The organism is Arachnia propionica (assembly GCF_003859805.1).
In the GTDB taxonomy this organism is placed as follows: Bacteria; Actinomycetota; Actinomycetes; order Propionibacteriales; family Propionibacteriaceae; genus Arachnia; species Arachnia propionica_C.
Window position 1 is genome coordinate 45,845 of sequence record NZ_RQZG01000010.1, and the last position, 12,355, is coordinate 58,199.

Here is a 12,355-nt window from a genome sequence, read left to right on the forward strand (position 1 = left end):
GACGCCGGTCACCGCCGGAGGAGGTCCTCGGTGCCCTTCTCGAACTCCGCCGCGCCGGTCCTGCCCGAGGCCCACCAGAACACGGCCGCGAGCAGCAGCCACGCCGCCGCCAGCCCCGGCGCGACCCCCGGCCCGATGCCCGTCGTCGGCAGCAGCACGGCCGCGACGACCGCCGCCAGCACGAACGCCCCGTTGAAGGCCATGTCGTAGAACGTGAACGCCCGACCCTTGAACTCCTCCGCCACGTGCGCCTGCACGAAGGTGTCGGCCGCGATCTTGTAGCACTGGGTCCCCAGCCCCACCAGCACCGACAACCCCAGCAGAAGGGGCCGTACCCCGCTCAGCGCACCCCCCGTCGCCACCGCGGCCACCACCAGCACCACCACGGCGCTCCACCGCAGCCCGAGACGCCTGACCAGCGGCGGCACGACGGCGCTCGCCCCGATGAACCCGACCCCGGCCAGCGTCCCCCACAACGTGAGGTCCGCCAGGGCCGCCACCGGATCGTCGTTGAGGAGGTTCCGGAACGCCAGGATCACGGCCACCGAGAACAGCCCGAACAGCATCCGCACCCCGAACAGCACCCCGATCGCCAGGCCCGCCACCGGCCGCCCGGCCAGGTGCTGCAGCGCGACGGCGAGTTCACGCCCCACCTGCCGCGCCCGAACCCGCGCCGCTCCCGGCACCGGACCGAGGGCGTCACGCCGGAACCCGAGACCCAGGGCCACCGACCCCAGGAACAGTGCCGCCGCCACCCAGAACACCACCGCATTCGCCGGATCCACCCCCAGCCACGGGGCAAGCCCCAGCCGGGCCGCCATCCCGAGCAGCGCCCCGACGACCACCCCCATCGGCCCGACCATCGGCAGGATCGACGACGCCGTGAGGTACTCGTCCTCGTCGACGACGTGCTGCAGCCCCGCGGTCAGGCCCGCCAGCATGAACCGGTTGATGCTGAGCAGGGCCAGCAGCCCCGCGAACAGCGCCACCTGCCATCCGCTCGTCGTCGCCCCCACGAGGATCAGCGCCCCGACCAGCACGGACAGGGCGGCCCGGAGCAGGTCCGAGACCACCACCACCTGCCGCCTCGACCAGGTGTCCAGCAGCGGCGAGACGAACGGTCCGAGCAGCGTGAACGGCAGGAACGTGATCGCCAGGATCGCGGCGATCGACCAGGCGTCGGGCTGACTCGCGGGTGAGAACAGCAGGTAGGCGGCCATCCCCACCTGCACCGTCCCGTCGGCCGACTGGGACAGTGCACGCAGCGTCAGGAGCCGCCGGAACCCGGCGTGCCGCCAGAGTCGTCGCAGTGCTGCGCCAGCCCCCATCTCAGACGTCGCCGTGCACGGAATGCACCTTGGCGAGCGCCAGCTCCGCGCCGGTGACCTTCATGTAGTGCTCGACGAGCTCCGGGTCGAGGGTCTTCAGCTTCGCCTCACGCCGCAGGATGTCCTCGTAGAGGGCCGTCCGTTCCTCCTCCGCACCGTGGTACTCGTCGTGGAGGTAGGCGTGACACTTCCGGTCAAGGGTCTTGACGACGCTGGCGACGGCGCCCTTGCGGCTGAACAGGGAGGCGACGACCGTGATGGTCAGCAGCCCGACCACCACCAGCAGCGCCTGGATCTTGTCGAAGACGAACACCGGGACGTGCTGGCCACCGTTGATGAAGGGCAGGGTGTTGGTGTGGAGGGCCTCCAGGATCAGCTTGACACCGATGAACCCGAGGATCGCGGCCAGCCCGTACTTGAGGTAGATGAGCCGGTCGAGCAGGTCGTCGATGAGGAAGTACAGCTGCCTGAGCCCCATCATGGAGAAGGCCGTGGCCGTGAACACGATGTAGACGTTGGTGGTGATGCCGTAGATGGCCGGGACGGAATCGACGGCGAAGAGGATGTCGGTGCCACCGATCGCCACCATCACCAGCAGCATCGGGGTGAGGACGCGGCGACCGTTCTCGATCGTGAACAGCTTGTCGCCGTCGTAGTGGTTGGAGGTGTGCAGGTACTTGCGGGCCAGGCGGATGACGAAGTTGTCCGCCTCGTCGGACTCCGCTCCCTCCGGCACCAGCAGCTTCCCGGCGGTCACGATGAGGATCAGACCGAAGAAGTAGAAGGTCCACGACCAGGCCTCGACCATGGCCTTGCCCGCGGCGATGAACGCGGAGCGGGCGATGAGGGCGAAGACGATGCCGAACAGCAGCACCTTCTGCTGGTCCTCACGTGGCACCGCGAAGGACCCCATGATGATGAGGAAGACGAACAGGTTGTCCACACTCAGTGCCTTCTCCACCAGCCATCCGGTGAAGTAGTCGGCACCCATCTCGTGTCCGCCGAAGACGAGGACGAAGATGCCGAAGACGATGGCCAGTCCGACGTAGATCGCAGACCAGACGGCTGCTTCCTTGAGGGTCGGCGAGTGGGCCTTGCGGACGTGGAAGAAGAAGTCAAAGGCGAGCAGACCGACGATGACGACGATGGTCAGGGCCCAGACCCACAGGGGAACGGACAACCGAATTCACTCCTTGGGAGGTGGGGGTTGAGCTGGGTTCCCGCGGGCTGCGGGGCTCCCGTCAAGGGTACCGGCAGCAGGGGGCTTGACCAACTGACGATTTTGTCACCTCCTCCCGGTACCCTCGTGTGTGAACTCGGAGGAAGGTGTAGCCATGTCGAGGACGGGGTTCGGCCGATCGGTCATGCATCGTTGGGTGACGGCCCTGCTCGTCACGGCGTTCCTCCTCGTCTCGTGTGCCCCGGCGGGCGATTCCCCGCAGTCGGGTCAGGATCCGTCGGTCCCGCCGAAGGGGGCTCCCGACGCGGCCCCCCTGGTGGCGAGGCTGGCGCAGGGGCTGCAGACGTCGGACCTGAGCGGCGTGCAGCTCACCTCGTCGCCGTCGGATGCCACCACCGAGTTGACGACCATCTTCGCGGGGATGGACGGGATCACCCCCACGGTGACCCCCGGTGAGATCACCTACGACCCCGACGGCACCACGGCGACGGCGGTCCTGGCCCACTCCTACCCCGTCGGTGAGGAGGGATGGTCCTTCCAGACGACGGTGCCGCTGGAGCTGGTGAACGGGACCTGGTTGGCGGTGTGGTCGCCGACGGTGGTGCATCCGCAGCTGACCGCCGAGACCCGTCTCAGGCATCGCCGCACCCAGCCCCGTCGTGCCCCGATCAACGACCGCGACGGCCTGGCCCTGGTGGAGGAGCTGACCCTCCACCAGCTGGGTATCGACAAGGGGACGCTCGAGGAGGCGTCGTGGCCGCAGGCCGCACAGCAGCTGGCCCAGCTGCTCGGCATCGACCCGGAGGCCTACACCCAGAAGGTGCTCCAGGGCGGCCCGAAGCAGTTCGTCGTGGCCAGGACGGTCCGGCAGGAGGACATCCCCGCCGCCATCGGGAACATCCCGGGGGTGGGCATCATCGACGTGAAGTCGGTGGCCGGGCAGTCGGAGACGTTCGCCATCGGATTGCTGGGGAAGGTCGGCAATCCGTCCCAGGAGCAGATCGACAAGGCCGAGGGTGCCGTCGTCGCCTCCGACCTGGTGGGGTTGAGCGGGCTCCAGTCCCGCTACGACGAACAGCTGCGGGGTGTGGCCGGGATCAGCATCGACCAGGTCGGCAGGAAGGGCGTGCAGTTCACCGAGGTGCCGTTGTTCACGCAGGAGCCGAGCATCGGCCAGCCCTTGGAGCTGTCCCTGGACCGCACCCTCCAGGAGAAGGCGGAGACGGTGCTGGCCACCAACTTCCCGACCTCGGGGGTGGCTGCGATGGTGGTGCTCGACGTGCGGACCGGTGGGGTGCTGGCGGCGGCCACCTCCCCGGCCGCGGGTGAGTACCCGCATGCCACCTACGGGGCCTTCGCACCGGGCTCGACGTTCAAGATCGTCACCTCGTTGGCGATGATCCGCAAGGGGGCGACGGCGAGTTCCACCGTCGAGTGCCCGCCGAGCTTCACCCTCGGCGACTACACGCAGAACAACTATCCGGGGTATCCGAGTTCCCAGACCGGCAGCATCACGCTGGCCGACGCCGTCGCGTACTCCTGCAACACCGCGTTCGGTCTGAACCACGACCGCATCAGTGCGGAGGAGCTGCAGAGCGCGGCCGCCAGTCTCGGGGTCGGGGTCGACCACGACGCCGGCTTCACCTCCAACTTCGGGACGGTGGAGCCGCGCAACTCGAAGATCGACCTGGCGGCCAGCATGATCGGTCAGGGTCAGGTCCGGATGTCGCCGCTGGGGATGGCCTCGGTGGCGGCCAGCGTCGCCTCCGGACGCACCACGATCCCGTGGCTGGTCAAGGGGCATGAGGCCAGCTCCACGGCGACACCGTTGACCGAGGCGGAGACGAAGGAGCTGCAGGCGGTGATGAAGGCGGTGCTCGATCGTTCACGGGGCTCCAGGCTGGGTCAGGTGATGACGGGGGGCAAGACCGGTACCGCCGAGTACGGTGACGCGGCCGGTCAGACCGCGCACGCCTGGATGATCACGTGGAACGAGGAGTACGCGGTGGCGGCGTTCGTGGAGGACGGTGATTCGGGGTCCGGGACCGCGGCCCCACTGATCGAGCAGTTGTTCAGCTGAGTGCCAGGACCCGCACGACGACGGCGGCGAGGCAGAGCAGCGCCACCGCCCCGACCAGCGGCCACTGCCAGGTGCGACGGAGTTTCTTCGGCAGGAACACCAGCGCCGCGGTGACGGCCAGGCCGCCCAGGAACCCACCGAGGTGGCCCTGCCAGGAGATCGTGCCCGCACCGAAGACGGTGATGGCGATGTTGATGCCGATCCACAGGAGGATCTGCTGGTAGTTGCCACCGAGCTTCCAGGCCAGCAACAGCAGTGCCGCCATCATCCCGAAGATGGCACCGGAGGCACCGAGGGTGGTGACGTGGGGTTCGGTGAGCCACATCACCAGGGCGGACCCGGCGACGGCGGAGATCAGGTACAGCGCCAGGAACCGGATCCGGCCGAGGACACGTTCCAGCTGTGGGCCGAGGAAGTACAACGCCACCATGTTGAATCCCAGGTGGACCAGGTGCAGGTGGACGAACGCGCTGGTGAGGACCTGCCACCAGCCACCGCTGGCGACACCGGTCCACCACTGTCCCCCGACCCCGGCGCACTGTGAGGCCGCGGCATCCACCACGTAGCGGCCGTCGATGACGCACATGCCGTCGGACTGGAGGGCCAGCAGGTGGAGCAGTGGACTGGTGGAACTCCCCGTCGCGAGGATCAGCAGCCACACCGCCAGGTTGATGCCGATGAGCACCCACGAGGTGAGTTCCGGTTGGCGGCTGCGGGTGCCACCGTAGGGCAGTTCTGCCTGCCGGGTCTGCCGGATGCCGGTCTGCACGCACAGCGGGCACTGGAAGCCGACGGCTCCGGGGATCATGCAACGCGGGCAGATCGGACGCTGGCAACGCTGGCAGGAGATGCCGGTGAGTTCACCGGGATGCCGGTAGCACGCGCTCGAGGTCATGGGGTTCAGGCTACCGTCCATGTGGAGGTGTCGGGCATCCCACCTCGCCGGCCCGGTCCTCTCCCCGACTCCGCCGGGCATCGCCCCGATCCGGGGACGAATCGTCGTCCTGCTCGTCCGGCAACGTCAGGCGGTGTGGGTGGTGTGTGTGCCCGCGTCGGCGTTTCTCGCCACGGAGCCGGGCCGCCAAAACGCCGTGCCTCAAGTTTCAGGGCCGCGTCCTCACCGCTGGGTCGGTACGGCTCCATGCAGCCGACCACGGTGTCCCCGGGATACATCACGAGGCGGCAGGCGAGGCGTCATGGAACCTCCTGGGTTTGGTTCCGATCCAGCTGAAGGAGAATCGGAACATGCCCGAGAAGTCCCTCCCGAGTTGCGTGAGCGCGTGGTCCGATTGGTCCTGGAACATCAAGCGGCCGGGGGAGCTCCGCGTTCGCACTTGATCCGGGCCATCGCCCCGCAGGTCAGCACCGGTGAGGAGACCTTGCGGTTGTGGTGCAACCGACACGGCCAGGAGGTGGGGCCAACGCCTGTGGCCGAGAGCCTGCAGGAGCAGAACGAGCGCCTCAAGCGCGGGCTTGCCGAAGCCCGCCGGACCAATGGCCCAGCGCCTTCGAGGTCGAGCTCCACACCATGTGCCGGGGGCACCTGATGGAACAACCACCCCCGCCACCAGACCCTCCACCTTGGGACTGGGCCAGTCATCACTTGATCGCGCAGGAGTCGGGTGCCCTTCGACGGTGCGGAGCGTGGCTCACAAGGCGGGGACGGTGTTGTCGAAGGACCGGGTGGGAGGGGCGTTGTGTCGCGCAGGCACCCCGCCGGTTCGCGTTTGGGTCCCCTGACACACGGTGCAGGAACACGGGATGGGCGCCTCCTCCCCGAGGAGCAGCCTGGGCAGGAACCGCCGAGGTCAGTGGCACCATCACGGCGATGAGAACCACTTCGAACCTGACGACGAGGTATCGTCCTCTGGCATGGGAGCTGGACACTCACACAACCACGAGGACCTGGACCACGTCGAGGTCGGGGCCCGGGCGCGAACCGTGTTGGTGGTCTTCCTGGCGGTCATCGGGGTGCTGGCGGTTGCCGGGATGATCTGGTTGTGGCCGAGCGGCAAGGAGCTGTCCACCCACATCGACCGGATCCCGGACGCGCCCAATTTCTCCTACCAGCAGGGCAGGATCACCGAGGTCGTGGAAGGGTGCGGGAACACCAACCCGAGCCGTGTGACCTGTGCCACGGCGACGGTGGAGCTGACGTCGGGCCCGGAGGCCGGGCAGCAGGTGTCGGTGCAGCTGGAGGGTCCCCCGGCGCAGGCGGGGCTGCGGGCCGGCGACGACATCACCGTCGGCCGGATCGCCGCCGAGGCGGGGCCGTTGTACCACTACACCGATGCGTCACGGCTGCCGTTCATCATCGCGTTGGCGGTGCTGTTCATCGCGGTGGTGGCGGCGGTGGCCCGGTGGAAGGGATTGTTCGCGCTGCTCGGACTGGGTTTCGCCGGGGCGGTGCTCATCGGTTTCATGCTGCCGGCGCTGTTGGCCGGCAAACCGGGCATCGCCGTCGCGCTGGTCGGTGGCACGGCCATCATGTTCGTGGTGCTCTACGTCGCACACGGGGTCTCGATCCGCACCTCGACGGCGTTGGCGGGCACGCTGCTCGGGGTGGCGATCACGACGGGGCTGGGTGCGCTCTCGGTGGAGTTGGCGAGGCTGTCCGGTTTCGCGGAGGAGAGCGACTTCGACCTGGCGAGCATCGCCACCGTCCTGGACTTCCGGGAGCTGCTCATGGTCGCGATCATCATCGGTGGTCTGGGTGTGCTCAACGACGTGACCATCACGCAGAGCTCAGCGGTGTGGGAGCTGCGGGCGGCGGCCCCGACGATGAGTCGTCGGAAGTTGTTCGCGGCGGGGATGCGGATCGGTCGTGATCACATCGCCTCCACCATCTACACCATCGTCTTCGCCTATGCGGGCAGCACGTTGGCCGTGCTGCTGATGCTGTACTACAGCACCGAGCCGGCCCTGTTGCTCATCAACAAGGAGATGTTCTCCAGTGAGATCGTCCGCACCCTGGGTTCGGCCATCGGCCTGATCCTGAGTGTCCCCATCACGACGGGGATCGCAGCACTCACCGTCGCCGGTCCGAAGCCCGACGAGGAACCGGCCAAGCACGCCGCCCCGGCCTGACCCTCCCCCGCCCATCCCATCCGCTCTCTCCATCCCCCGCCCTGTCTCCACCCACCCCGTTCTCTTCTCAGCCACCCACCCTCTCCTCACCCGTCCCACTCTCTGCAGCCATACCTTGATTTCGCCTGTCTTATGAGCGGTTCGCCTGTCTTGTGACGGGTTCGCCTGTCTTGAGGAGGAAACGCCTGCCCAAAATCGAATTGCCTGTCCAATAAGACAGGCAATTCGATTTAAGACAGGCAAACCGCGCCCAAGACAGGCGAAATGGCGGGGGACGACGGACGCACAGGCTGCGGCACAGAGACGACGACGCGTCAGCAGGCCAGAGTTTTCCACAGCTTGTCGCCAGCCTCTTGACAGGCATCAGTTCCCATGGGCTGAACTGGACGCATGACCAACAACGACGTATGGACCCGCGCCCACCTGACCTCGCTGGGACTCACCCCCTCCCAGCTCGACCGACAACTCGAGGACGGAACCCTGACCCGGCTGCGTCGAGGTTTCTACTCCCACACCGAGGCCCTCGACTCCCGAGAGGGACATCTACGACGAATCCGTGCGACCGCAGAGCAGGTTGACGACACGAGCGTCTTCAGTCATGTCTCAGCGGCCGTGCTGCACGGACTCCCGGTTCCGTTCGAAGCACTGGAGACCGTGACGATGACCCGTCGCTCGCCGGGCCATGGGGACCGAACCCTCCGCCTGCTCGTGCGCCGCACCGCCATCGAGGATGCAGAGATCACCTCGATCGACAACCTTCCGGTGACCACGCTCGCCCGCACCACGACCGACCTCGCCCGGACCTCGGACTTCGGTTGGGCGCTCGTCGTCGCCGATGCCGCCCTGGCTCGGGGCGCGACCAGGCAGGACCTGCTGAACCAGCTGGCTCTGCATCCTCGACTGCACGGGACGAGTCAGGCCCGCCGGGTGATCCATCTCGCCGACGAGCGGGCGGAGTCCCCTGCGGAGTCCTTCAGTCGCCTGAACATCATGCGTGCCGGGCTGCCAGAGCCTCAGCTCCAGGTCGAGATCATCGACGCAAACGGTGAGGTCATCGCCCGTCCGGACTTCCTGTGGCCGGAGTTCGGCGTGGCCGGAGAGGTGGACGGGATGATCAAGTACCGCGACCTCCTCAAACCGGGACAGGCCCCGTCAACGGTGATCCTCGCCGAGAAACGCCGCGACGTGAAGCTGGAGCAGCACGGTTATCGGGTGATCCACTGGGGATGGGCAGAGGCGACGAACGCCAGCACCCTGGCCCACCTGCTCGGCCCGGCGCTCAGGACATCGCTCAATCGTCGCGCCTGACCTCCCAGCCCCACCAGTTTCGCCTGTCCTGGGACGGGTTCGCCTGCCTTAAATCGAATTGCCTGTCTTATTAGACAGGCAATTCGATTTAAGGCAGGCGAACCGGACTCAGGACAGGCAAACCCCTCACAAGACAGGCGAACCAAGCAGGGCGACGGGTGAGGATGGAGTGGAGGAAGGTTCCGGGGGCGACGGTGGGCCGCCGGGCGGCCCCCGTCCCCGACACCTCAGGCCTTGACGACCTGCACCCTCAGACCCAGCTCCTGCTCCTCGGCCGTCACCGCGGAGACCTCGCCCTGGCTCAGCCGGACCGCCAGCACCTCGTCGGCGATCAGTCCCGCATGCTCGGTGATGGCCTCGGCCAGCTCGCCCTCGGCCTGGAGCAGCAGCGTGATCCGGTCGGTCACCTCCAGCCCCGACGACTTCCGGGCCTCCTGCACCACCCGGATCACCTCCCGGGCCAGGCCCGCCCGCACCAGCTCCGGGGTCAGCTCCAGGTCAAGCGCCACCGTCTCACCCTGCTCGTTGACCACGGACCAGCCCTCACGGGGACGCTCGCTCAGCAGCACCTCCTCGGTGCCCACCTCCACCTGCTCGCCCTCGACCTCGACGACGCTCCGGCCGTCACGACGCAGCTCCAACGCCAACCTGGCCGCATCCGCCGCGGCGATCGCCGCCGCCACCAGCGGGGTCCGCTTGCCGAACCGCTTGCCGAGGCTGCGGAAGTTGCCCTTCGCCGAGTGGTCCACGAGATCACCGGCCGAGGTGAACGAGTCGATCTCCTGCACGTTCAGCTCCGCACGCACCTCGGCGCGCAGCTCGTCGGACAACTGCTCCAGAGCCGCCGTCGGGATGAGCATCCGACGCAGCACCTGCCTCACCTTCCGCTTCGACTCCGCCCGGGCGGAACGCCCCAGCTCCACGACGCGACGTGCCGTCGCCATCGAGGCCGACAGCCTCTCGTCGATGAGGGAGGGATCGAAGCTCGGCCACGAGGCCAGGTGCACCGACTCCGGACCCGACGGGTCCGTGGTGACGAACAGGTCCTGCCACACCCGTTCAGTGACGAACGGCATGATCGGGGCCATGAGCCTGGTCACGACGTTCAACGTCTCGTGCAGCGTCGCGAGCGCCCCGGCGTCCCCCGCCCAGAACCGACGACGCGACCGGCGCACGTACCAGTTCGACAGGTCGTCGACGAAGGCCGCGAGATGCGACCCCGCCTTCTGCGTGTCGAAGTCCTCCAACGCGACGGTGACGTCGCGGATCAGCTCATTGGTCGCCGAGACCAGCCACCGGTCCAGCACGTGCTGACTGGTCGCCCGCTCACCACTCGGGCCCCACCCGGCGGCCCGCGCGTACAGCGACTGGAAGGCGACGGTGTTCCAGTAGGTCAGCAGCACCTTCCGCACCGTCTCCGCGATCGTCGAGTGCCCCACCCGGCGCGCCATCCACGGCGACCCGGAGCAGGCCATGAACCAGCGCACCGCGTCCGCCCCGTGGGAGTCCATCAGCGGGATCGGCTCCAGGATGTTGCCGAGATGCTTGCTCATCTTCCGGCCGTCCTCGGCGAGGATGTGCCCGAGACACACGACGTTGCGGTAGCTGGACTGCTCGAACACCAGCGTGCCGACCGCCATGAGCGAGTAGAACCAGCCACGGGTCTGGTCGATGGCCTCGCAGATGAAGTCGGCCGGGTAGTTGGCCTCGAGCTTCTCCGCCGACCCCGGAACGTGCGGGTAGCCCCACTGCGCGAACGGCATCGCCCCGGAGTCGAACCACGCGTCGATCACCTCCGGGACGCGACGGTAGGTGGCGCCGTCCTGGACGATCTCCACGTCGTCGATGAAGGGACGGTGCGGGTCGAGCCCACTGAGATCGCGACCGGCCAGCTCACCGAGTTCCGCCAGGGAGCCGACGCAGATCAGGTCCGAGGGGTCGTCGACGTTGCGCCAGATCGGCAACGGGGTGCCCCAGTAGCGGCTGCGCGACAGCGCCCAGTCGATGTTGTTGTCGAGCCAGTCGCCGTAGCGGCCGTGCTTGATGGAGGCGGGGTACCAGGTCGTCGCCTCGTTCTCGGCCAGCAGCTGGTCCTTGATGCGCGTGGTGCGGATGTACCACGACGGCTGGGCGTAGTACAGCAGCGCGGTGTGGCAGCGCCAGCAGTGCGGGTAGGAGTGGAGGTAGTCGAGCCTGCGGAACAGCAGGCCGCGGGCCTCGAGGTCCGTCACGAGGGTGGCGTCGGCGGTCTTGAAGAACACCCCACCCACCAGCGGGAGGTCCTCGTCGAAGGTGCCGTTCGCCCGGATCGGGTTGACGAACGGCAGCCCGTAGGCGCGGCAGACCTGCATGTCGTCCTCGCCGAAGGCCGGTGCCTGGTGGACCAGACCGGTGCCGTCCGAGGTGGTGACGTAGTCGGCCAGCACCACCAGGTGCGCGGCCTCGGGGAACTCCACCAGGTCGAAGGGCCGCTGATAGGTCCAGCGTTCCATCTCGGTGCCGCGGAAGGTCTCGCCACGGCTCCACTCCTCGCCCAGCACGGCGTCGAACAGCGGTTCCGCCACGACGAGGCGGCCCAGCTCAGGATGGGTGCCGACCACGTAGTCCACCTCGGGGTGCACGGCGACGGCGGTGTTGGAGACCAGCGTCCACGGCGTCGTCGTCCACACCAGCAGGTCGGCCGACCCGGCGAGCGGACCCGAGGTGACGGGGAACCGGACGTAGACCGACGGGTCGGTGACGTCCTCGTAGCCCTGGGCCAGTTCGTGGTCGGACAGGGTGGTGCCGCAGCGCGGGCAGTAGGGGGCGACGCGGTGGTCCTCCTGCAGCAGCCCCTTGTCGAAGATCTGTTTGAGCGCCCACCAGCACGACTGCACGTACTCCGGGGTCATGGTGACGTAGGCGTCGTCGAGGTTGACCCAGTAACCCATGCGACGGGTCAGTTCGGCGAAGGCGTCGACGTGCCGCAGCACGGATTCGCGACACCTCGCGTTGAACGCCTCGACCCCGTAGGCCTCGATGTCGGGTTTGCCGGAGAAGCCGAGTTCCTTCTCGACGGCGAGCTCGACGGGCAGGCCGTGGCAGTCCCAGCCGGCCTTGCGGTCGACACGACGACCCTGCATGGTCTTGAAGCGTGGGAACAGGTCCTTGAACACGCGGGCCTCGATGTGGTGGGTGCCGGGCATGCCGTTCGCGGTGGGCGGGCCCTCGTAGAAGGTCCACGGTTCGCCGTCGCGGGAGGCCTCCAACGACTTGGCGAAGGTGTCCTGCTGTGCCCAGAGCTGGATGATCTCGTGTTCCAGGGCAGGGAAGTCGACGGCGGCTGGGACCTGGTTGTAGGAGCTCATCTGCGGTACCTCGGGTCGGTGGACA

7 protein-coding genes are annotated in these 12,355 nt (G+C 67.9%); 3 read left to right on the forward strand and 4 right to left on the reverse strand.

All coding sequences use genetic code 11. From position 1 onward, the window contains the following. Positions 1-8: 8 nt before the first annotated feature. Positions 9-1,328 (reverse strand): MFS transporter, encoded by a 1,320-nt coding sequence (locus tag EII34_RS09605; RefSeq protein ID WP_124844944.1) that lies wholly within the window; start codon positions 1,326-1,328, stop codon positions 9-11. Position 1,329: 1 nt separating this feature from the next. After that, a complete protein-coding gene (locus EII34_RS09610; protein ID WP_124844945.1) occupies positions 1,330-2,508 on the reverse strand; it encodes a TerC family protein in 1,179 nt (392 codons plus the stop codon). A gap of 154 nt (positions 2,509-2,662) precedes the next feature. Between EII34_RS09610 and EII34_RS09615 the strand changes: the two genes are divergently transcribed. Next, on the forward strand, positions 2,663-4,588 hold the full coding sequence (locus EII34_RS09615; RefSeq protein WP_124844946.1) for a penicillin-binding transpeptidase domain-containing protein: 1,926 nt from the start codon (positions 2,663-2,665) through the stop codon (positions 4,586-4,588). Here EII34_RS09615 and EII34_RS09620 read toward each other — a convergent pair. Next, positions 4,581-5,483, reverse strand: coding sequence for a rhomboid family intramembrane serine protease (locus tag EII34_RS09620; RefSeq protein ID WP_260425115.1), 903 nt, complete (start codon positions 5,481-5,483; stop codon positions 4,581-4,583). The two genes, EII34_RS09615 and EII34_RS09620, sit on opposite strands and share 8 nt — an antisense overlap. Before the next feature lie 977 nt (positions 5,484-6,460). On the opposite strand from EII34_RS09620, the gene EII34_RS09625 reads away from it, so the two are divergent. Both EII34_RS09625 and EII34_RS09630 read left to right on the forward strand, forming a co-directional pair. Beyond that, positions 6,461-7,675 (forward strand): YibE/F family protein, encoded by a 1,215-nt coding sequence (locus EII34_RS09625; RefSeq protein ID WP_185711273.1) that lies wholly within the window; start codon positions 6,461-6,463, stop codon positions 7,673-7,675. A 390-nt stretch (positions 7,676-8,065) separates the two neighbouring features. Beyond that, positions 8,066-8,983, forward strand: coding sequence for a type IV toxin-antitoxin system AbiEi family antitoxin domain-containing protein (locus EII34_RS09630; protein ID WP_124844948.1), 918 nt, complete (start codon positions 8,066-8,068; stop codon positions 8,981-8,983). A gap of 227 nt (positions 8,984-9,210) precedes the next feature. Here EII34_RS09630 and ileS read toward each other — a convergent pair whose 3' ends face one another. Beyond that, positions 9,211-12,330 carry an isoleucine--tRNA ligase gene (ileS, locus tag EII34_RS09635; protein WP_124844949.1) on the reverse strand — a complete coding sequence of 1,040 codons (3,120 nt, stop codon included), beginning with the start codon at positions 12,328-12,330 and terminating at the stop codon, positions 9,211-9,213. Positions 12,331-12,355: the final 25 nt, after the last annotated feature.

Coding starts and splice junctions, on each gene's coding strand:
- EII34_RS09605 (WP_124844944.1), bottom strand. CDS start 1,328: ATGGGGGCTGGCGCAGCACTGCGACGACTCTGGCGGCACGCCGGGTTC.
- EII34_RS09615 (WP_124844946.1), top strand. CDS start 2,663: ATGTCGAGGACGGGGTTCGGCCGATCGGTCATGCATCGTTGGGTGACG.
- EII34_RS09620 (WP_260425115.1), bottom strand. CDS start 5,483: ATGACCTCGAGCGCGTGCTACCGGCATCCCGGTGAACTCACCGGCATC.
- EII34_RS09625 (WP_185711273.1), top strand. CDS start 6,461: ATGGGAGCTGGACACTCACACAACCACGAGGACCTGGACCACGTCGAG.
- EII34_RS09630 (WP_124844948.1), top strand. CDS start 8,066: ATGACCAACAACGACGTATGGACCCGCGCCCACCTGACCTCGCTGGGA.
- ileS (WP_124844949.1), bottom strand. CDS start 12,330: ATGAGCTCCTACAACCAGGTCCCAGCCGCCGTCGACTTCCCTGCCCTG.